This window comes from Methanogenium marinum (assembly GCF_028912405.1).
GTDB lineage: Archaea > Halobacteriota > Methanomicrobia > Methanomicrobiales > Methanomicrobiaceae > Methanogenium > Methanogenium marinum.
On the sequence record NZ_JAKELO010000002.1, the window covers coordinates 251,805 to 273,194 of the forward strand.

At 41.0% G+C, this 21,390-nt stretch carries 21 protein-coding genes and 1 pseudogene; 1 reads left to right on the forward strand and 21 read right to left on the reverse strand.

The annotated features are described in order from the left end of the window. Positions 1–23 precede the first annotated feature (23 nt). The 7 genes and pseudogenes from L0665_RS01625 to L0665_RS01650 all read right to left on the reverse strand — a co-directional run bounded on the left by L0665_RS01625 (position 24) and on the right by L0665_RS01650 (position 4,733). Positions 24–257: a nucleotidyltransferase family protein gene (locus L0665_RS01625; protein ID WP_338036406.1), complete on the reverse strand. Its 234-nt coding sequence runs from the start codon at positions 255–257 to the stop codon at positions 24–26. Positions 258–715: 458 nt separating this feature from the next. Next, positions 716–901, reverse strand: a complete 186-nt coding sequence (locus tag L0665_RS01630; RefSeq protein ID WP_274923975.1) for a hypothetical protein — start codon at positions 899–901, stop codon at positions 716–718. 539 nt (positions 902–1,440) lie between these two features. Beyond that, positions 1,441–2,211, reverse strand: coding sequence for a glucose-6-phosphate isomerase family protein (locus L0665_RS01635; protein WP_274923976.1), 771 nt, complete (start codon positions 2,209–2,211; stop codon positions 1,441–1,443). A 96-nt stretch (positions 2,212–2,307) separates the two neighbouring features. Next, a pseudogene (locus L0665_RS10820) lies at positions 2,308–2,520 on the reverse strand (type II toxin-antitoxin system RelE family toxin); the annotation flags it as partial. Between the two features lie 71 nt (positions 2,521–2,591). Continuing rightward, on the reverse strand, positions 2,592–2,777 hold the full coding sequence (locus L0665_RS01640; protein WP_274923977.1) for a hypothetical protein: 186 nt from the start codon (positions 2,775–2,777) through the stop codon (positions 2,592–2,594). A 538-nt stretch (positions 2,778–3,315) separates the two neighbouring features. Beyond that, complete coding sequence (gene thiE, locus L0665_RS01645; protein WP_274923978.1) at positions 3,316–3,969, reverse strand: thiamine phosphate synthase; 654 nt, start codon at positions 3,967–3,969, stop codon at positions 3,316–3,318. Then, on the reverse strand, positions 3,966–4,733 hold the full coding sequence (locus tag L0665_RS01650; RefSeq protein WP_274923979.1) for a sulfide-dependent adenosine diphosphate thiazole synthase: 768 nt from the start codon (positions 4,731–4,733) through the stop codon (positions 3,966–3,968). The genes thiE and L0665_RS01650 overlap by 4 nt, the downstream gene beginning before the upstream one ends. 418 nt (positions 4,734–5,151) lie before the next feature. On the opposite strand from L0665_RS01650, the gene L0665_RS01655 reads away from it, so the two are divergent. After that, on the forward strand, positions 5,152–6,969 hold the full coding sequence (locus L0665_RS01655) for a DUF6044 family protein (RefSeq protein WP_274923980.1): 1,818 nt from the start codon (positions 5,152–5,154) through the stop codon (positions 6,967–6,969). Between the two features lie 127 nt (positions 6,970–7,096). On the opposite strand, the gene L0665_RS01660 is transcribed toward L0665_RS01655, so the two are convergent. From L0665_RS01660 to rffA, 14 genes are all read right to left on the reverse strand, one after another. Beyond that, on the reverse strand, positions 7,097–7,414 hold the full coding sequence (locus L0665_RS01660) for a DMT family transporter (RefSeq protein WP_274923981.1): 318 nt from the start codon (positions 7,412–7,414) through the stop codon (positions 7,097–7,099). Positions 7,415–7,449: 35 nt separating this feature from the next. Next, complete coding sequence (locus L0665_RS01665) at positions 7,450–7,857, reverse strand: DMT family transporter (RefSeq protein WP_274923982.1); 408 nt, start codon at positions 7,855–7,857, stop codon at positions 7,450–7,452. 1 nt (position 7,858) lies between these two features. Continuing rightward, positions 7,859–8,794, reverse strand: coding sequence for a glycosyltransferase family 2 protein (locus L0665_RS01670; RefSeq protein WP_274923983.1), 936 nt, complete (start codon positions 8,792–8,794; stop codon positions 7,859–7,861). A gap of 380 nt (positions 8,795–9,174) precedes the next feature. After that, the gene (locus L0665_RS01675; RefSeq protein WP_274923984.1) at positions 9,175–9,921 is read right to left on the reverse strand and encodes a GNAT family N-acetyltransferase; all 747 of its coding nucleotides are present in this window, start codon (positions 9,919–9,921) and stop codon (positions 9,175–9,177) included. A 469-nt stretch (positions 9,922–10,390) separates the two neighbouring features. After that, entirely contained in the window at positions 10,391–11,470 is a 1,080-nt protein-coding gene (locus L0665_RS01680) for an N-acetylneuraminate synthase family protein (protein WP_274923985.1), read from the reverse strand. After that, complete coding sequence (locus L0665_RS01685) at positions 11,457–13,142, reverse strand: cytidylyltransferase domain-containing protein (protein WP_274923986.1); 1,686 nt, start codon at positions 13,140–13,142, stop codon at positions 11,457–11,459. The genes L0665_RS01680 and L0665_RS01685 overlap by 14 nt, the downstream gene beginning before the upstream one ends. Positions 13,143–13,266: 124 nt before the next feature. Further along, entirely contained in the window at positions 13,267–14,268 is a 1,002-nt protein-coding gene (locus tag L0665_RS01690; protein WP_274923987.1) for a transketolase family protein, read from the reverse strand. Positions 14,269–14,270: 2 nt separating this feature from the next. Further along, positions 14,271–14,990 (reverse strand): transketolase, encoded by a 720-nt coding sequence (locus L0665_RS01695; RefSeq protein WP_274923988.1) that lies wholly within the window; start codon positions 14,988–14,990, stop codon positions 14,271–14,273. A 692-nt stretch (positions 14,991–15,682) separates the two neighbouring features. Next, the gene (locus L0665_RS01700) at positions 15,683–16,981 is read right to left on the reverse strand and encodes an acyl-CoA reductase (RefSeq protein WP_338036407.1); all 1,299 of its coding nucleotides are present in this window, start codon (positions 16,979–16,981) and stop codon (positions 15,683–15,685) included. Beyond that, complete coding sequence (locus L0665_RS01705; RefSeq protein WP_274923990.1) at positions 16,978–18,093, reverse strand: LuxE/PaaK family acyltransferase; 1,116 nt, start codon at positions 18,091–18,093, stop codon at positions 16,978–16,980. The genes L0665_RS01700 and L0665_RS01705 overlap by 4 nt, the downstream gene beginning before the upstream one ends. Then, complete coding sequence (locus tag L0665_RS01710) at positions 18,086–19,555, reverse strand: AMP-binding protein (RefSeq protein WP_274923991.1); 1,470 nt, start codon at positions 19,553–19,555, stop codon at positions 18,086–18,088. Before L0665_RS01710 ends, L0665_RS01705 begins: the two co-directional genes overlap by 8 nt. 1 nt (position 19,556) lies before the next feature. Next, positions 19,557–19,799 (reverse strand): acyl carrier protein, encoded by a 243-nt coding sequence (locus L0665_RS01715; protein WP_274923992.1) that lies wholly within the window; start codon positions 19,797–19,799, stop codon positions 19,557–19,559. Further along, the gene (gene acpS / locus L0665_RS01720; RefSeq protein WP_274923993.1) at positions 19,789–20,166 is read right to left on the reverse strand and encodes a holo-ACP synthase; all 378 of its coding nucleotides are present in this window, start codon (positions 20,164–20,166) and stop codon (positions 19,789–19,791) included. The genes L0665_RS01715 and acpS overlap by 11 nt, the downstream gene beginning before the upstream one ends. A gap of 24 nt (positions 20,167–20,190) precedes the next feature. Next, entirely contained in the window at positions 20,191–21,354 is a 1,164-nt protein-coding gene (rffA, locus tag L0665_RS01725; protein ID WP_274923994.1) for a dTDP-4-amino-4,6-dideoxygalactose transaminase, read from the reverse strand. Positions 21,355–21,390: the final 36 nt, after the last annotated feature.

The following is a 21,390-nucleotide window of genomic DNA, read 5'->3' on the forward strand; positions in this document are numbered from 1 at the left end:
TGATATGGTGGAGAAAGATTCCTTCACGCTTCACACCAGATCACCTCACTCTCTATGTACGGGCGAAGATAGGGATTTATACCACCAGTGGTCACCAGATCCACTTTCCTGCCAAAGAGATCTTCCAGGTACTGGATAAGATCCATGAAATTTTGGAATGTAGCGTGTCCCCGTGCAAATTCGACAAGAATATCGATATCACTTGCATCTGTCTCCTCACCCCTGGCAACAGAGCCGAATATGCCGATTTGCTTCACGCCAAATGAACCCCAAATAAAAGCGAATCTCTCCTTAAGTCGCCTAAAATCGTCTGATCTCTTTTTTTTATGGAGGATGGTGGTCACGTAGATCAATAGAATCTAGGATATAAAGACATAAATACATGTCTGCACAGTATATCGCGAAACGTTCCCGTTTGGTATTCCATTCGTACCTCTCCCGTGATTTTGTCAATAGGCTCACCATACTATTTCTAAAAGGCCAAAAAAACAAAAAACACCTAAAAAAACAGGGGGGATAACCCCCATTTCTGTCATTCGTCAGGCAGTTCACTTCAGGTCGTTTTAGCTCAACTCAACTCAACCCGGCTCAGGCTTCTCGTCAGCCCATATCTCAACCGCTTCCCGAAAATAGCATCGTCCGCATAGGATGAGATGCGGACTTTGGTGCGGGAGAGCATCACATAGTACGTCTCGCCGGGTGGCGTCGTGGCACTTCAGCTTGCGGGAGTTGGTGTCCTTCTCTGTGTCACGGAACTGCGCGTTTCGTCGATCACAGTGGCGAGCGTGTTGTCGTCCATGAAGTGGGCGGCAGCGGTGTTGAAGGCAGCGATGGATTCAACCGCAAGAGAGACATCGCCCAAAAATGTGGTGATTCGATATTTGTATACAAAAATGTGCATTTTCCGGGAGGATGTCGGGAGAATAAAATATATCAGAACCGGCCGGAGAGTGATCTTCTTTTCACCACTATCTGTGGTATTCCTCATCTTTATGGCTGACACTTCATTGGAAATTCAAAACAGAGCAATGGAGGTACATCGTTTTGGTACGGGACTGCCGTCTCCCGGTTCAATCCCTCGATCTCCTGATTTGGAAACCTATGTCCTTCTGTTCTATTTTACCGTGTTCTTCTTTTCCGGCAAACACTTCTCCGGAAATCTGCAGAACTGCCCCATCCGGTTTCCGGGGTATTCGGATTGATTTTTCTCATGATGTCTCGTCCACCTGTGCACGGCAAAAAGGTGCACACAGAAAAGAAAAAGGAAAAAAACGAGCATACAGATGAAGGGGAAATAGTACCAGTGAGATTGTTCCGATATTTGGCATCTGATAAAAGATGAACAACCCATCGTCAGGATGGATACAGATTCAGAGAATCACGAACAAACAGGCAGGAAACCTGTGACCTGAGTCGTGGATAAATGAGACAGACACCTATTCATACAAACCTTTTCGGCTCATTCAGGAATGACAAATCGGCAGAACCGGAGACCAGATCATAGATTTCCATACCGTGCCGAAACACCGTCCCATGCAAAATCCCCTGTTCCGGTATATCCCGTGCGGCTATTTCCCTGATTGGGGCGGCCGACACGTACCGGGGATTCTGATTCCAGTTGATCCCATTCGGGTTCTCATCCCCTTCCTTTTCCTGAGCATAGTACGCCCCGCCCTGCATCTCCTCATACACCGCATACTCACTATCAAACAGGGTCGAAACAAGATTCGCCATGACGAGCACCTCTTCACCCGAATTGATACTTACATGCCCATACCCGGGGGGAATCAGAACACATTCTCCGGCAGATGCGGCAACAGCAACCACATCCAGGAGACCTTTTTGCTGGAGAAGAAAGTGTGCCTCCCCCGCGAGCACCTGGTACAGTTCGGGGTAGCCGAGACCTGCCGGGTCTTCCGGATGGTAGTGACCCTTTGTCTTGACATATTCACCGCTGAGAACCATCGGTGGGATGACCGTGATATCGTACCGTATATTTTGTCGGGAAAGAATCTCACGATCCGTTTCATTCATCGCAAGATCGCGGTACATATAGTAGAGAGGGGTGGCCGAATCGAGTTCGACACTATCCGGGTCTGCCAGTACACATTCCATATCACCAACTGTTCGGACAGATGGTTCAGGAAGGAATCCTTTCCAGTAGCGGTCCATACCCAATAGTTGGGCAGGAATAATATTTATACTACCCATTTTGAATTGGTATTTAATGGTATTTCATTAACAGCCGCATAAGACCCTCACTTATGTTACCCTCATAGTATTAGATTGAAATGAGATTGTCTGGTCTTAATAGTCCTTTAAAAATTTTTTATAGCCGACTTCCCTGTCAAAAATACGCAAAAGCAATATAATTTTTTTCTCATGGATTGTATATAATATTCTTACTTCCCCAACTCTCAGCCGATATAATTGTGGGGTTGTGCCTTTTACCTGAAGAATATCAAGATTAGGTCGGGCCGTATAAGGATCTTCTTTCAGTTCTTCTGTAGCGACACGAAGTTTATTCTTAACATAAGAATCATATTTATTAAGTTATTTTAAGAATCGCTTACTGACCAGGATATCAAAGGTCATACTTTTTCCCAGTCCAGCGGCACAAACTCTTCATTCTCCAGGATGTCCTCAACTTTTTTATTTAATTTCTGAATGCAATAATACCGTAACAGCATATCTACAATATCGTTATACGTGTCCCCTTTGTTGCCTATTGCCTTCAGAGAATCCCTTGTCTCTGGTTTTACCGTAATTGAAACCATATTTTCACTCCCTTTAGCACCTTTGCAAATTCAATTCTAAGTTATCCCCTATTAAATATATGCATCATTTCCCCATCTGAAACTAAAAAATCATTCATGATATTCTGAATAGTGCGACCACAGCTCTGTAAAAAAGAAGACTATAGGTATCAACAACCCATCTCACCCGCCCGCATGACCCATCACACATTGAGGAGGAACAAATCCCTTGTTATTCTTTTCCAAAATCAGAGGAAAATACTGATCGAATATATTTCCTAAACTTTGGTTCATGGGACTATTGAGTTCACTTATTTATCATCCATGAAACAGCGATTATCTATATGATACCGAGGGAATACTAAATGGAAATTACCATATGCGTGGGAAATAGCATAAAATAGTAACGATACCTTCATTCATGGATTTATATTTATTTTATCTGCAATTTTTTTACTTTTATCAAAATATTCCTCAAATAAATTTGTCATTTCATCGATAATTTTATAGTAAATAATGGCCATGACAATTTATGATACACGTGAAAAAATAATTATGCTCATTTTTGAGCGCCCTCACAGAAAAGAAAATAACCATTCATTCTTTCAGTCGTTTCAGCCACTCTCTCTTCCAGATACGTACTGTCCATCATATACCGGACCATGCACAGATTTTTTGCACCGGCACGGAGGACATCTCTCAGATTTTCTGCATTGATACCCCCGATTGCAACAACCGGAATATCGCCTGCCATCTCTATTGCCTCTTGTAAGAGGACAGTTCCTGTTACAGGGTCGGGTTTTTTCTTTGTCGGCGTCTTAAATATCGGACCAAATCCGATATAGTCCGGATTTAGCCTGACAGCATCTTCTACCTGGGCCAGATTATGGGTTGATAGTCCAAATTCGCCCACCTTTCCCCCGCAGATCTTTTTTGCATCCAAAAGGCCAATATCATCCTGACCAAGATGAAGGCAGTCTGCACCACAAAGAAAAGCAAGATCTGCCCGGTCATTCATGACAAACCGCGTATCTGTGCCATCCGTTACCGCCATAATCTCATCTGCAGCGAGAAGAATCTCTCTGTCACTGAGCTCTTTTTCCCTCAGCTGAAGATACCTGATATTATTATCAACAGCAACCCGGGCAATTTTAGCATATGAGACAGATGGATTTGTTATTATCAGATACAGCCCAAAATCCCGTTTACTCACTTTAAATCCTCAATGATAAGCTTTGCGGCCTTTTCTCCGGAAAGCAGCATCCCTCCGAATATGGGCCCCATCCGTGGAGAACCAAATACTCCGTTTGCCGCCATACCGCATACATACAGTCCGGGATAGATCTGTTTGGTATTCTCAACCGTCTCTGCCTCACCCTCAGTTACATTCATAGAACGCTCCCCTGAGACTGTTCCTGACGGCGTGTTGAGCGTGATATTATTCTTTTTTGCAACCTTCTCTGAAACTTCGCACGGGTGACCAGTTGCATCAACCACCATTTTTGCCCGGAAAGACAGTGGGTCGACATGCAGGCCTTCTCTTACTACGGGCTCCCAGTTGACAACAACTCCCGATACTCTGTTGTCCTTAAACACAACATCCTCAACACGCATGCCGTTGTGAATCAGAACTCCCGCCCGGGATGCCCGGTATATCAGTGCAGATGTCGCAAGAACACTGTCACATATGACAAGGTTGTCATTGTATCTCTGATAAGGAATGCCAAGTTCATCAAGAAGGTAAACTGCTTCATTCTGAAGAGCAATCGAGGTAAACAACATGGCACCGCCCCACATGCCTCCGCCGGGGGCAAGTTTGCTCTCAAACATAGAAACCGTATAGCCCGCTTCTGCAATTCTTAATGCGGCAATGAGTCCTGAAGGCCCAGTTCCCGTGATAGCCACATCCATGTCCAGATTTTCCTGAAGTCTTTGAAACCAGGTATCAGTAATTGCTTTCGTTACTTCCAAATCCATTATCGTATCCTCCCTGAATCAAGGCGGATAATGCGAGAAGCTGCGACCACTAAAAGGAGCTCCCTACGCCGGCATTATCCGGATCAGGTAAAATGGGTATAATCTCAGCCGTAACAGTCAGATGAGAATTGTCTCTTCTGGCTGCCGCAGCACCCCATTATACCAACCGATTTCAGGGAATAAATAATTTCTGAAAGAGAGAAGAATTCATATGTCTAGCATCCCCGCAAGGAGTCCCCGGTCTTTAGGCCGGGGTAGTTGACTATACGAAATAACCCATATGTAAAAAATAGAGACAAGCCATCAGTATGATTAAATATCTGATTACAACCGTACATGAGAATACATATTACCATATTTCCACAATTTAGCGAAGTGCCGATAATTTATTGTATTAAAAAGAGAGAATGCTAACACGATGGAATATATAAAATTTTGTAGCGAACACAAATATTTCATATGTGCCTTTTTCATCTTATCACTCTATTTAGCACCGTTCTATATCCTTGGCGATACCGCACCCACATTAATCCACGACAATCTTGATTCTAATATTGTCTGGTATACAATCCTCGCTGATAGCGGTCAGTCCTTTGGGCTGATGGATGCAACCATTCCACAACTCATGAATGGAATACCCCGTAATTCCTTTGGGTCAGAGTATAGTGTGATTCAGTGTCTCTTTCAGTTTTTTGAACCCTACACCGCATATATCATAAATCTTACACTAATGCATCTCTTTGCGTTTATCGGGATGTATCTCCTCCTCTCACGACATCTCCTGTCCCATAAAGACTCAATTTTTATCACCGTAGGCGTTTCACTTGCATTTGCTCTGCTCCCCTTCTGGCCATCCGGGGGGCTGAGTATTGCAGGTATGCCCCTCCTCCTCTATGCATTCCTGAATATCCGAAATAACCAATGGAAAATAACAGATTGGGCAATTATCGGACTCATGCCCTTCTATTCAAGCTTTGCACTCACCGGTTTTTTTGTTCTGGCTGCATTAGTGCTTTTCTGGTTGTATGATCTGTTCCATACACGAAAACCAAATTACGCATTTTTCCTTGCCATCTGTCTCGTTTGCCTTATGTACTGCCTCGTAGAATATCGGTTACTGTATAGCATGTTCTTCGACACCGGATATGTCTCGATGAGGACAGAGATGATCCGGGGGGCCGGTTCAACAGATTTTTGGAGCGCAATCGCACATAGCAAAGCCAACTTTATTTATGGTCAATACCATGCCGTAAGCCTGCACAAGTACGTTATTGGCCTCTCTGTTGCCTGTGCCTTTCTTGTACTCCTGTTCAAAAGAAAGAGATGCGATCTCCTGATACTATTGGTTGGTTTATGCGCTGTAATCTCTCTTTTTTATGGATTTGCATATTCGGACCTATTATCAATTCTCCAGAATATCCCTCTCTATAATTCATTCTCGATAATAAGATTCCATTTCCTGCATCCATTACTCTGGTTCATCATTTTTGCGCTCGCTCTGAAGATAATTTACTCAAATATTCAGTATGGCAGGCAAATTGCAGTAATCTTCCTTATTTTGCAGATTGGATTCCTCTTCTCGTTGGGAAGCGTGGGGAATATCAACACAGAATCATATCAATGTGGGGGCCTTGGTCTTTTACAAACAGAACAATTAAGTTTTGATGAATTTTATTCCCCGGAATTATTTGCAGAGATTAATGACTCAATTCAGCTTCCCAGGGAGTCGTATAGAATTGTTAGTATCGGAATGCACCCTGCCATCTCACAATATAATGGGTTTTATACCCTTGACATGTATCACGTAAACTATCCACTGTCATATAAGCATTCATTCAGGTTAATTATAGAGAAAGAACTCGGGAAAAACGAAAACCATCAGGAATGCTTTGATACCTGGGGCGGTCGTTGCTATATATTTGTCAGTGAACTTGACGGTAATTCCATGTATACACGAGATATAAATGGTTCCGTTCAGAATTTAGAGATAAACTCTCAGGTTCTCTATGACATGGGAGGACGGTATATATTTTCCGCAGTGGATATTCAGAATTATCAGGAAAATAATCTTGATTTCATCGGTACATTTGAAAGAGATGATTCGCCGTGGAAAATACGAGTATATTCTGTTAAAAAACCAGCAGATAATACTTCAAATAGTATCATTTCTTCTGCTGATGATGAAAATCTTCAAAACAAACAGCAACCCTCACACCCTGTTGAACACCCATCATGAAGATATTAGGAATGTGTTTCGTCATTGTCACTCTGCACAGTATATACCAATCGTTTCTCCATTCAGTCCACTCCAAAACATATTTTCCCTGCATCCGATTGAACCCATACAAAAAACGTGTTCGAAGTCACATAAGATCTAAATTAAACACCACCACTCCCAAAATAATTAATAGTACTGATCCAATCACCCTTGAATTCACGTTCTCTTTCAGAAAAATCGCTGAAAAGATAACCACTACAACAAAATTCAACCCTGTAAGTGCATAAAATACTTTGAGGTCCATCTCCCGGAGCGCCAGCACGGTTGAAATGGTAACAAGGACAAAAATTCCATATGCACACATAATCGGCAATTTCACATAATCACCGATAAATCCTCCATATTTCCCATCACGCCCTGCTGCCCACTTTAAAATCGTCTGCGAGATACCAGTCAGAAGCACTGATACCATTGCAAAAACGAGACCTCCGGTTGGTATCACTGAACATCACTTTCCCGGTCTGAATCATTACCAGAAGACTGATCGGTTCTGAATTCCCGTGATAATACTGCAATACCAAGAGATATCAACAAAAGACCGGCAATATTTCCTACCGTAATTCCTTCACCAAAGAGCACCGCCGAGGCTATGAGGACAACAAAATTAACAAGACTCATAAAGGGATAGGCTAATGAAAGCGGGTAATGTTTCAGTGCCTGTTGCCAGACAATTGCCTGAAAAAACATGCATACGAGAGAGAAGAGGTAGAATACATTTGTTATAAGACTGAACGGAAAGGAAGATGCAACTGATATACTCATTGCTGCATATTTTCCTAAGATACCGGCCATTGCCTGGAACATAATCGCAAGAAAAATGAAGAGATAATTTGAAGAGAAAATCATTTTAACAATATTTCTCCCCTATCACGTACTGTTGTCCATAGGTTACTTCAACAAGAACTCTTCGTAAATATTCTCCGATAATACCAAGAGACAGTAATATCATCCCCGATAGAAATGCCAGAGCAACCATGAGAGAACTCCATCCCATAAGACCAAAGGATGGATCGATTATACTTCGTATGAATACATAAATTCCATAAAATATGCTGAGCATACTGGTACAAAATCCTAATGCACTAATGAGTGTCAATGGAAGAACGGAGTGGTTAATGATGAGGTTTAATGAGAGTTTTAGATACCTTATAAATGAATAATTTGACTGTCCGTTTTTTCGGGGATTATGCTGAACGTAAACGTCAGCAGCATTTTTCATCGATGTACTTTCACGTATCACTGCAGGCAAAAAGATAAATGAACCTTTAAAATAACAGGCATTTTTTATTACATCTTTTGAAAAAATGGCAAAACTTGACAGATACACTGAATCAGGGATATCTAAGAATGTATGCATTAATTTTTCAAATAGAGAACTGAAAAAATTTTCCACCCTGCTGTGTTGTTTCAGAATATATTTTCCATAAACGACATCATATCCCTCTTTAATCTTATTAATCAATACGGGAATCTCTTCAGGAGGGTGCTGAAGATCATCATCCATGATGACGACATAATCTCCGGTAGCATAATGAAACCCACATAGTGTTGCATTATGTTGTCCAAAATTTCTCAGCAAATGAATAATTCGTGTATTTTTATTTCCCTGATGTATTTTTTGCAACATCTGCCAGCTATTATCTGAACTGCAGTCGTCGACAAGAATGATTTCATAATCTATGGTTATTTTTGAGAATACAGCAGAAAGTCTGTCAGTTAGTTCAGTCAACGTATTCTCACTGTTGTACACAGGAATAACAACTGAAATTTTTTGATTTTCCATTATACACTCCCTTCAGGATTTCCGGCAGGCGTTTTTAAAATGGTCAGATGGTCACCTGTCTGATTCCATAAATGGCTCCCGAATGTACCTGGTTCATCAATGGTAATTTTATCATTGTTTGAGTGATAAACCGAATGGTAATACGAATCAAATGGGTTTTTTGTGGGAAATCGTGACGTTGAGACGACAAAATAATTATTCCATTGCTTTAAACAAACATCCGGTGCTTTCCGGATGGGAGTAATCATTTGCCTGGTTACGGGCGGGCACATTGAACGGAGAAAATCTATTCCATTCGCATCCGATTCATATGGGCGTTCACCTTCAGCAAAGCATATGCACTTCAAAATTATCCCCCCTATTTTGAGGACACATAGATTTCATTCATACATTTTCCTCATAACTATTTTTTCATCCGTTAAACGAAAACCCAAATGAATATAGATGTTAAATACATCCAGATTATGACTGGATATCGAAGTATAAGCTGTTTTCATTCCCTTTGAAAAAGCATAATTCAGATAATCATTTACCATACTAACCATGAATCCATATCCTTTGTATTCCTCTGAAACACCTCCTAACATCATATACGTATCATAAGATTCGTTTTTTATCATTGAAAATCCAATGATGTCCCCCTTTGTTTTCGAAATATAAACATATGTTTCATATTTTTCATCGTGAAACGAATTTAAGAACCAATTCTTATAACGCAGCCCGGAATACTTTTTATCGAATTTTGGATCTAAGAAATAGCGGTCGGTATCAAATGTTGTGGTAATAATTTTTATTACTTCATCCACTGCTTTTAGATCGGAATAATCCAGTTTCTGCAATACACAATGCCTGGAATAAAGAAGAACCGGAGATGTTTGAGTAAGTACTTTCTTTAATTCATACTGAGATTCCATATAATTAAAGCCGCATTCTTCTAAGTAGTGGATTTTTTTAAAATCGTTGTTATTTAATTTGATAAAACTCATAAATGCATTATCAGTATAACAGCTCTCATCTACCTCCTTTAATTCATTTTTATTGAAATAATCGGTGTTTTGAATCTCGAACACATTTTTACTAAATAATTTGGTATCCCATTCAACCAGAATTTTTTGCATACGCATCATTTTATACTCCTAAGCTACACCACATAATAAACATTTGCACAAATCATTGGCCACACACAATTTTTATTATTAAAAAATCAAAATAGTATTGCCGCCAGACAGTGCCTGAACCATCCATTCCAGGCAGAAATTCCAATTATATAATGCATTGTCCATGAATATTATTGGAAATTAGAGGGCCGGTAGAAATGTTCATTTTCAGAAGATCCGGCTAATAACCAATCCATTGAAAAAACATCAGTAATGCCATTCTTGCCTGTTGTGACAGATGGGTAATTTTGCTCAGACATTCTGCTCCTGCAACGTCAGGTCCCTCGCTCACCAAATATTCTTTCAACGGTCACAATAAGATTTGATTGAATGCATCTGCCCCTGATTATCGCACAATCAAATGGTGCTGGCTGCACTATTTATAGACATTTATCCCCTTTCTGATATGGATTTTTTTTAATCATTGCAATCCTCTGTATTATGCCACAAATTCTGCCTCCACTATCTCATCCTCAGATATGGTTTTTTTTGCTCTTTTTCCTATAACCGTTTTTATTGAACGGGGACTGATACCCGTCCCGGGCCTTTTAAACGTGACCATCCCCTCTGTGATTATCGTTCCCTTCAAAATTTCTCTCTTCGCAACGATGCTCCGGCGTGCAAACATCCGTGCCGGCATCTCACTTTCGAGAGGCCGTTTCTCAGAAATTCCTATAATATCCTGTACAAATGAAACCCGCTGAACAAACATTCTCAGATCATCAGGGTCCATTGCATGGTAGTGATCATTTCCCGGAAGGGATTTATCGAGAGTGAAATGTTTTTCAATCACCATTGCCCCCAGAATGAAAGCCGTTGTAAGAACTGACATCGTAGAATCAGGAAGGGTATGGTCTGAATACCCGATGGGATAATCCGGGTATCTCTTCCTGAGATGGGAGAGCATCCCGAGATTCGCATCTCGATATGCTGTCGGATAATTCAGGATACAATGCATAAGAACAATCTCCTCATTTCCTTCCTCCCTGATTGCCTCCACAGCCTCGTCAATCTCATCAATGGTCGATGCACCGGTTGAGAGAAAGACCGGTTTCTTCTTTTGGGCAATATACCGGATGAACGGGATATTCGTGATATCAGAGGACGATATTTTAAAAACCGGCATGAGTTCGTCCAGCACATCCACCGCCTCGAAATCGAATGGTGTCGATAAAAATACGATATTATTCTCTTGTGAGAAATGGGCCAGTTCCTGATAATCCTCCTTCTCAAAGGAATCAAATTTTTTGAACAATTCATATTGAGAGGAAGTGGGTTCCTGAGCAGTGTCCCAGTATGCAGGAGAATATTTTGATGCCAGTTTTTCCGCTTTATAGGTCTGAAATTTTACTGCGTCAGCACCTGCCTGTGCTGCTGCAGTGATCATCTTCTTTGCTGCGTCTATCGGCTCAATCTGTTCTTTTCCTGCAATATCGTAGTAATTTACTCCTATTTCGGCGATAACAAATGGTTTGGCATCTCTGCCGATGGCATACGTTTCAAATTCAACTGGCATCATGTCTTTTCCACTCCTCATGGCTATTCAGTATTAAACTGAGCACCCTTCCAAGATTCCCTTTTAAATCAAACTTTAACAGTTTTTTATTCATTTCCTGTCTCAACGGATAGTCATCAATTAATCTCTTTATCGCAGTTGCAATATCATCAACCGATACCGTATACGCAAGGCCCAGAGAGAGAGGCCCATGAGAGTTATGAACAAAGAGATGCCGAACTTCCCGCTCGTTCTGTGATATTGAGATACATGGTGTCCCAACACTCGCAACTTCATAAATAGTTCTGCCGTTGGAGGTGAGCACAATATCTGCTTCCCCCATCTCTTTTGCCATGAGACGAACGTTTTCCTTCACATCAACCCGGAATCCTTTCTTCCGGAGCTCTGACACATATGCATAGAGCTTCTCTTTGGGCTGATACCCTTTCCCAAGGATGACATTGATTGCAATCGCCGTTAAATCCAGATTTTCGAGGGCATGGAGTGTTCGTGACGTCAGATCATTGGGGTCGGTTCCCCCAAATGTTATCAGGATGTTGTTTACGTCAGGAACAGGTTTTTTTGTGGGGAAAATATAGAATTCATCCCTCAGGCATTCATATTTGTAGCCATAATAATGATTATCCGGTGGATAACTATTCTCATAGAGAGCATTGATCACAATATTGGCGTATTCGGCCCCCTCTCCAAGATCTTCAAAATTCACCACAAAATACCCTTTGTTCCGGAGGTTCTGGATATACGCTGGCTCCGTGTCAAGGATATCATTAATGATGATATCCGGCTTTGTTTCATCCAGAATCGAGAACATCTCATCATCATCTGAATATGTTTTGACAGGATACAAAAATTCATGAACTTTCTGTATCCCCAACTCCTTTGTCCGATTCATCAAAAATATGATATTATGGCGAAAAACAAGCCTGTTTGCCAGGGTAAGTGCCCGGTAAATATGGCCCAACCCAGTATCATAGTCACCATCAACGATGTACACAATATTTTTTCGGTGGAGTATATTTTCAGCCGATTCCCAGTCCTGATACGTATCGATATCAATTCCTTCATTCCGTGATACTTCAAATATGGTGAACGAACTGCCGATTCTGCTCTTTTCAGAAACAACACCCCTTCTGGAAATGACCACAGCACCGGTTTCCTGGTATATGGGATCAAGATATTGCCGGTTTTTTCGTTCTTTGTAGAGTGGTACAAACTGTTCTCCACTTTTTATCCAAAACAGATGAGGTTCCGCTTTTACACTCAGTATGGTATCATACTGTTCACGATACATCAGATCAATCATTGTGTCAAGAGTTAACGTTGAGAGCAGAGGTGATGTTGGCTGAATCGTAGCAACGAATTCAAATTGCTGATTATTCTCATCTTCGATGGATGTCAGAGCATGATAAATAACAGGATCGAGAGGAACCTCATCTTCAGCAAGTTCTTTTGGTCTTATAATTACCTGTGCACCAAAAAGGCGGGAAATTTCGGCGATTTCATCATCGTCTGTTGTTACAACAACATCATCAATATATTTTGATCTCAGTGCTGTTTCTATAGCATAACCAATAAGAGGTTTATTCGCAAGCAACCGAATATTTTTTCTTGGAATCCCTTTACTACCGCCTCTCGCAGGGATAATGGCAACCATTTTTTTGTGCTTCTGTTTCATCTGACTCACTCCGGTGAAGATATGTGTGAATGAAATTCGAACAAGGGGAGGATACGTATCATTTGAACAGGGATTTTGTATTCTGCCTGATTCATATCAAATAAAATGTTCATCAAACAGTGCCTCAACGAATCATGTTCGGCTCGCTTTCCCCATCATCCCCATATTCTTCATGAATCCGGTCCGCAATCTGAGGTCCTGTGAGATTGTTTTCCTTCAGAAGATACTGATAATCTCCAACGCGTTGAAAGGCATCAGGAATGCCAATTTTCACCTGTCGGGGCCTATATGAAATTTCGCTCAGGTATTCTGCTACTGCGCCGCCAAGGCCACCAATCACCGAATGTTCTTCAACAGTCACAACGAGATCTGTTTGACAACACACGTCTTTTATCATCGCAGTATCAAGCGGTTTTATCGTGTGCATGTCGATAACGGAGGCTGAGATCCCGTTATCACTCAGTATTTCAGCAGCAACAAGAGATTCATGCACCATGGTGCCGGTTGCAATAATCGAAATATCGGTCCCTTTTCTGAGAAGAATTCCTTTCCCAAATTCAAATTCGTAATCTTCATCATAGACAATCGGATTTCTCAGTGCACCACTCAGACGAATATACATTGGCCCTTTGTGATGTGCTGCTTTTTTTATGGCCTTCACCGTCTCCAGTCCATCAGCAGGTGAAACGACCATCAGATTCGGGATGGCTCTCATGAGCGAAAGATCCTCCATACCATAATGAGTATTTCCGGACATCCCCATGGCAAGGCCACTTCCTGTTCCGATAACCTTGACATTGGATTTCATATATCCAAGCTGGATGCGAATCTGTTCATAAGAACGCATGGCGAGGAAATTGGAATACGTTGTCACAAAGACATTCTTTCCTTCCTTTGCCATCCCTGCAGCAACACCCACCATATTCTGCTCTGCAATTCCGGCATTGATAAACTGATCGGGGAATTTTTCCCTGAATTGCGTAAGGCCGGTAAGCGTTGTTAAATCCGCAGTCATCACTACCAAATCATCATCCTGAGCAGCAATCTCTCCCATAATCGCTGCAAACGACCCACGCTGGCCAAGTTTTGAATAGAAACGTACATTGAATGGATTAGGATTAACCATGGTTATTCCCCACTCCGTATCTCCTGCATGGCCAGATCATACTGTTTCTGAGACAGAGTGGAATGGTGCCACTCCTTGTTGTTCTCCATGAATGAGACCCCCTTCCCTTTTACCGTATCAGCAATGATAACCTGTGGTTTTCCGTTTGACGAATGGCTACATACAGAAAAAGCATCATACAATTCCTTTACATTATGCCCATCAACCTCGGTTACGTCCCAACCAAAACTTTCCCATTTGGCTTTAAAATTATCCAGATTCATAATTTCACAGCACGGGCCATCGTACTGCAATTTGTTACTATCAACTATTGCAATCAGATTGGACAGATGGTAATGTGATGCAAACATAGCACATTCCCATATCGAACCTTCATCACATTCTCCGTCTCCAACAAGAACATATGTACGATAGGACTTTTTCTGCATTTTTCCTGCAAGAGCCAGTCCGGCTCCAAACGGCAACCCCATCCCAAGGCTGCCGGTTGAACATTCAATACCTTTCTCCATATTGAGTATCGGATGACCGGGCAAACATTCCCCATTGACTTCAAATTTCAGCAGTTCATCTTTCGGGAAAAAACCTGCTTCCGCAAGGGCAGTATAATAGGCAAGAACCCCATGTCCTTTACTCAGAATGAAACGGTCCCGCCCATCCCATTCAGGATTCTTTGGATCAAAACGCAGTATACCCCCATACAGGGTTGCCATAATCTCAATCATAGACAGCCCCCGCCTAAGTGTGATCCATTTGTTCCGGCGGAATGAGCCATTTTTATCGCTTGCTCTCGCATCCGTCCAGCCATTTTTTCAATAGAACAAATGGAATTATCGAGTTTATCACTTTCAACAGTATTCTCCATGTACGTGTACCCCCACCGACCCGGATTACCTGACTCAGAACATATGACAAATAATAAAATCGGATGTCAAAAACGAATGCAACACAAGGTATCCCGTTTGGATATTCTGCCTTTTCGGTCACACACATCGTCAAATAATCATTTTTGACGTCTCCCCCATGTTTTATCATGCCAGTTTCGGTCATACCCGGCGCTATTGCATTACCCCGTGATAGATGTTGATGGAATAGTTTTCCCGTGATTGTTTTTTGTAGCCCCACAAGGACCGCCTGACAAGAGATATATGCTGGTTGTCCGGGTTCACCATCAATACCTGCTATAGGCGACAGATATATAATACTATCGACAAACCGACTGTCCTGTGGCCTGAATAAAGAAAATAAAATTCCGTGAATTGGAAAATTCAGGCATTCCCCTAAACCCATTAAATCATGAATATTTGGTTTAATGACGATTAAAAGACAAATCAAGAATTTTTAGCCATTATCCACCGGAATAACGATTCATTTGAGCAAAGATATCATTAAATATTCAATCGCACTACCAATATAATCACTGATATTTAAGTATCACCCAACGCACCAATCTGGACAACGGCAGAATTCCATCCCAGGGGAGATCATAATCATGAATTGTTCCGGGAATGACAATCCTGTCCACACCCAGATATGTCGCTTCACGTGCAAAACTCTCTCTTTTTTGTGGATTGAATATGGAAACAGACAACGCCTGAATTTTTCGGGTAATCAATTCGGGAACAGTATCCAGCGACTCAACTTCTTTAAGGAAAATACATTTCCCATGAACAGGATCTTCTAACCGGAAATCGTTATCAATTAAAATTGTCCAGCTTAAATCATCAGAAGCAATGACTGATTTATCATCGGACAGCAAATATTTTGCACGAATGTTTATGATATTCGCAAGTATTCCTGCATCCGTGGGCTGTATCCTCAAATCTCCCGGAAGATTCTCAAAACACCTGGCCAGCTGTTCCCCAATTGTTTGCAGCTGAAATGAACTTTTTTCAAAGAATAACACCTGAGGCGAAGAACAGGCCATCTGATTGAAATATGCAATATCTTTTGCCATTTTATCTAACGATTTTTCAAACAGGTCACTCTCAATAAATTCCCTGTCAAACACACCGAACGAATATTTTGGGCCATAAACAATTGTTTCACAGTGGTCTTTTTGCGGCAATGCCAATATTGACTGTATCGCTTTTGAACCGCCGTACACCAGTCTGCAATCAGCGTTGAGAGAGAAATCACTACTTATTGTATGATTCCTTCCTTCAAAAGAGACGACAGAGATTGCTTTTACGATATCAAGCCCGGAATAATGAGAATTATCATAGGTAACTTCAACGCTTGCAAGTTCCTGTAAAAACTGCAGAAGAATGTCTTTATTCTCTTCGGGAACTTTAACAATACTCCCGTTCTTTGAAAGAATTGTCTGAACAATGGAAATAATTGCCAAAGTAGGAATATTCGCTGCAACCCATAGGGCGACAACTCCCCTTGGCTGGGCAGTCATTTTAAACCGATTTTCCACGTCAACAAAAGAATCAGGATAGGAGAGATTTCCATAATTTATCCGGCAGATTTGTTCGAGATTTCTCTTTCTCAGCCACAAAGACAGGTAGGTTATGCCCTGAATTTTGGTAAGGTGTGGATTTTGTATGATCTTCTTTCCCAGTGCTGATAATATCTCAATTATTACCGGCAATGGCAATGCATGAAGGGCCCGGCGATTGGTGTTGACAACCTGCGATATATCTGCGAAATTATCCTGATTCTGCTCAGAAAACTCCCCATCAAGTAAATAGCATTTTACCACTGAATTCACTCCTTAAACGTATCTCCGCACCCACGGATCTCTGCTTTTTCGATGCGTGATGCAAATCTGAAATAGGTGCCTTTCCGCCCGCAGGGGCAGTCATCAATACCAACCACATACCCCAGATCTTCCGTCAGGACTGCCTGAGAATAATAGCTGTCTGATAATACACTCAGAATTTCAATCATTCCGGTTTCACCAACAGAGCATGGCTGAAGGGTATACGGGTTCCTGATTATTACCTGAGAAATATTCGGCACATGTTTATTTCCGCATTCACAGTCTACGAAAATAATGCCCGTCTGTTCTGCCATACCATAAAAATCCAGGATATTACGTTTATCGGTATTAAATACGGAAGACATGGATTCAGAAAAGTATTCTTTTGAAACCTGTTCATCTTTCAGCTTTTTCCAGCCCCCGCTATGGAACAGCGTAATGTCACTGAAATTGAAATGAATGTCTTTCTCAATTATCTGTTGGTAAAAGACAGACCAGATGATATAGGTAAAACCAAATGCGTACACATCTTTCCCGGAATATCTTTCAATAACGTCCTGTATCACCGGTTCATTTAATACCAGTTTGCCGTTCTCTTCTTTAAGAAGATAATACGTCTTTTTTGCATAGATGCTAAGCCCCCTCACACCCGCAGTCCGTGCGGTAAATTCAGAAACAGAACTATTGACACCTTCATGATCGATAACCAGGAATACTTTCCGTTTATTTCCAAGATAATCCGACAGAATCTGTTTTAATGATTTCATCTGGTTTAAAACAGTTTTTTTATTTAATGGAACTCTGCTTGCAGTATCACTTGTCGTGCCACTGGAACGCAGCATTTTCACAATCGCTTCCTTTTCACACGTTGATAGATCAAAATATTTGAACATCTGAACAGGAATGAATGGGATTTCCTCAATTTTTGTAATTGCGTCAATGTCAGTGCCCTGTTTTGAAACCAGATTTTTGATGTGAGTATTGTTTTGAACAGCATTTTTCAGCTGAATTTTGAGTATATCGGTTAAAGTCTGATTTTTTGTTTGATCTTCCAATAGATATGGTGGTTGAATCAATAACTCATTAATATCTGAATCCAGTATTTTCTCAGAATCAGTCATGTAAAATCATCTCCTTTATCTTATTCCGATCTACTTTCCCTGACGAATTCAACGGAAATTCTTTGAAAACAAATACGTTCTTTGGAACTTTATACGAAGGCAGTTTTTTGTTGCACAAAGAAAAAATGCTGTCATCAATCAATTTTTTGTCATCACTATCAGTCTGAACCACGGCAACAACGCCCTCGCCCATTATCTCATCCGGCATCCCGACTACCACACATTCCAGTATGCTATTGAGACTGAGGATGACATCCTCAATTTCATACGGGGATATTCTGTATCCCCCGGATTTCAGGATGTTTTTTGAACGGCCAACGATGAATATATACCCATCAGAATCTACTGTTGCAAGATCTCCGGTGTATAATCTCCCGTTCTTTAAAACATTGGATGTTTCAACAGAGTCTCCATAATATCCCTTCATGATATTATTGCCCCATGCCGTGATCTCTCCAATATCACCCGGCTGGACCCTATTTCCATCTGTATCAAGAACTTCAAGTGTTACTCCGGGAATCCCTTTGCCAATCGACCCCATTTTTTCTTTAATCAAATGAGGAGGCAGATAGGAGAGACGTGAAGTTCCCTCGGTAGCTCCGTACATTAAAAAAAAATCCTTGTCAGGGAACGAGTCTACCATTTTCGTGATATATTTATTCGGGAGTTGCCCTCCGGACTGTGCAAAATAGCGTAAAGACGGATACTCTCTTTCCAGCAATGGTGATTTATTGATCAAAATCTGATACGTGCTGGGAACGCCGGCAAATCCTGTACACTTGTGCGTATTTATATCCTTAATAACAGAACCCAGAAATGGCTTATTATGCAGGTAAATACTGCCGCCAGCCCGGATATGGGTATGGAGTAATGAAGCACCAAAACAGTAAAAAAATGGCAGAACAACATAAATCCGATCATCTTCTGTTAACCGCAGATATTCAATTATTGAATGGGTATTCTCACAGAGATTATTATGGGTCAGCATCACTCCTTTTTTGGTCCCTGTGCTTCCGGACGTGTAGATTATTACCGCTACTTCATCGCCGGACTGTTCCGGATACAATTCAGTTTCAGTCTGATTCTGCAGTTCCTTTTCTAAAGATTCTGAGTATATGTCATCACAAATCCATGGAAATTTACTGCGGTATTTTTCCTGAATGAAATAGGCATCTAACGAAGATTTTGTGATAACATCCTCAAAATCTTTGTCTCCAATCTGGGTTTCAATAAGAACAGCAGTATTCCCACTTTTGATTATAGCGAGATAGCAGATGATAAAAAAATCATTATTTTCAGAAAGAAGGAGCATATTTTTCCCATGGGAGTATTTCTGCTGAATGAAATGTGCCAGATTATTTATTTTATCATACATTTCATGATAACAAATCTCTGTGTCACCGACGAGGAACGGACTGGATGAACATTTTTTGCCTTCAAATAAATAATCTGCAAAATTCATGTTATTCTGCCATGTATTTATGAATAATCTCTTTAATTAATCCGAAATTTTCCATCGCAATGATGTCGTCCATCTGAAATTCCAGATCAAAATGATCTTCATATTCAGAGACTAACTGAAGGTGTTTTAAGGAATCCCATTTATCAAAGGAATTATATGCAGTCTCATCATTCACTTCAAATTCTTCAGCACCCATTACTGTACAGAATATTTCTTTAATCGTTCTTTCTGATTCATTCGTCATTTTCATAATCCCCATACATTATTGCAAATGCGATTGCTTTGTCTTCACAATGTGAAAGACTGATTTCCGTCTTTAGCTTTTCATATCCTTTAACCTTTATCCATATGTGAGGAACGCCATTTCTGTCATTCAGAATTTCAATTTTTTTGTATGGCACCGGCTTTAATCCATATGCATAAAGGGCTTTCATTACCGCTTCTTTCCCCGCAAATCTCCCTGCTAAATGAGAGGACGCATCTTCCTTTGAAAAGCAGTAATCGAGTTCATCGCCGGAATAATTCTTTTGTAAGAATGAATATTCCTCATTCTTTACAATAGTAGTAAAGCGATGAATGTTCACAATATCTGTTCCAACAGAGATCTGCATATTATTTTGTCCTCTTCTCCGAATTCAAACGACAATACAGGGTTTCATAAAATGTAATAATTTTTCATTAATGTAATCTTCTTCTTTTAATCCAATTCCTGCAAAAACGGGCAATCTCAGTAACCGTCCGCTTACATCTTCGGTAATGGGGAGATCACCTTTCACACACCCATACTGCCGCCCCATCGGAGAAGAATGCAGTGGGATATAATGAAAAACAGCATGAATGCCCTGGTTTTTAAGTTTCGCCATCATTTCGTTGCGAACCGTTTCGGTTTCAAAAAGCACATAGAATAAATGGGCATTGTGTTCAGCATATTCAGGTACAACAGGAAGTCGAATACGTCCTTCCTCTTCAAGGGGTTTTAACGCATCATAGTAGGCATGCCAGACCGCGAGTCGCTTTTCCTGGATCTCATCAAGGTGTTCAAGCTGTGAATATAATAAGGCTGCCAGAATATCACTTGGCAGATAACTTGAACCAATATCCACCCAGGTATATTTGTCCACTTCTCCACGGTAAAACTGACTGCGATTCGTACCCTTCTCTCTTAAAATCTCTGCACGTTCATTGATTTTGGGGTCGTCTGTATTTATTAAAAGAGCACCCCCTTCTCCACAGACATAATTCTTTGTCTCATGGAAACTGTAACAACCAAAATCACCAATTGTCCCAAGATATTTTCGTTTATACCGGGCATTCACTCCCTGTGCAGCATCCTCAACCACTGACAGATTATGGGCGTCTGCTATATCCATAATTTCATCCATGTCACATGAAACTCCGCCATAATGAACCGGACATATTGCACGGGTCTTTTTCGTGATCTTACGTCTGATCTCCCCGGGGTCAATATTCATGGTATCAGGGGAAATATCTGCAAAAACAGGTGTTCCACCAGCCAGGATAATAGCATTCGCAGTCGACGGGAATGTATATGATGGAAGTATTACTTCATCCCCGGATTTGAGATTAAGTAAATAGAACGCAAGCTCAAGGGCACTCGTACCTGAAGTTGTTAAAAGAGCCATTCGTGCACCAAAGCATCTTTCAAAAAATTGCTGCACAAGCTTTGTATATTTGCCATCACCGCTTATATGACCACCCGACTGAGACAACCAAATAGCATCTTCAATATAGGAAAGCTCATTCCCTGTCAGATAGGGGCGGTTAAATGGAATTTCCATTTTTCCCACGGATTTCATTTTATATGGCGATATGCC

Bases quoted from the DNA above. Each gene is read 5' to 3' on its own strand.
- L0665_RS01630 (WP_274923975.1), bottom strand. From the start codon at position 901: ATGCACATTTTTGTATACAAATATCGAATCACCACATTTTTGGGCGAT.
- L0665_RS01635 (WP_274923976.1), bottom strand. From the start codon at position 2,211: ATGGGTAGTATAAATATTATTCCTGCCCAACTATTGGGTATGGACCGC.
- L0665_RS01640 (WP_274923977.1), bottom strand. From the start codon at position 2,777: ATGGTTTCAATTACGGTAAAACCAGAGACAAGGGATTCTCTGAAGGCA.
- L0665_RS01650 (WP_274923979.1), bottom strand. From the start codon at position 4,733: ATGGATTTGGAAGTAACGAAAGCAATTACTGATACCTGGTTTCAAAGA.
- L0665_RS01655 (WP_274923980.1), top strand. From the start codon at position 5,152: ATGGAATATATAAAATTTTGTAGCGAACACAAATATTTCATATGTGCC.
- L0665_RS01665 (WP_274923982.1), bottom strand. From the start codon at position 7,857: ATGATTTTCTCTTCAAATTATCTCTTCATTTTTCTTGCGATTATGTTC.
- L0665_RS01670 (WP_274923983.1), bottom strand. From the start codon at position 8,794: ATGGAAAATCAAAAAATTTCAGTTGTTATTCCTGTGTACAACAGTGAG.
- L0665_RS01675 (WP_274923984.1), bottom strand. From the start codon at position 9,921: ATGATGCGTATGCAAAAAATTCTGGTTGAATGGGATACCAAATTATTT.
- L0665_RS01680 (WP_274923985.1), bottom strand. From the start codon at position 11,470: ATGATGCCAGTTGAATTTGAAACGTATGCCATCGGCAGAGATGCCAAA.
- L0665_RS01685 (WP_274923986.1), bottom strand. From the start codon at position 13,142: ATGAAACAGAAGCACAAAAAAATGGTTGCCATTATCCCTGCGAGAGGC.
- L0665_RS01690 (WP_274923987.1), bottom strand. From the start codon at position 14,268: ATGGTTAATCCTAATCCATTCAATGTACGTTTCTATTCAAAACTTGGC.
- L0665_RS01695 (WP_274923988.1), bottom strand. From the start codon at position 14,990: ATGATTGAGATTATGGCAACCCTGTATGGGGGTATACTGCGTTTTGAT.
- L0665_RS01705 (WP_274923990.1), bottom strand. From the start codon at position 18,093: ATGACTGATTCTGAGAAAATACTGGATTCAGATATTAATGAGTTATTG.
- L0665_RS01710 (WP_274923991.1), bottom strand. From the start codon at position 19,555: ATGAATTTTGCAGATTATTTATTTGAAGGCAAAAAATGTTCATCCAGT.
- L0665_RS01715 (WP_274923992.1), bottom strand. From the start codon at position 19,799: ATGACGAATGAATCAGAAAGAACGATTAAAGAAATATTCTGTACAGTA.
- acpS (WP_274923993.1), bottom strand. From the start codon at position 20,166: ATGCAGATCTCTGTTGGAACAGATATTGTGAACATTCATCGCTTTACT.
- rffA (WP_274923994.1), bottom strand. From the start codon at position 21,354: ATGGAAATTCCATTTAACCGCCCCTATCTGACAGGGAATGAGCTTTCC.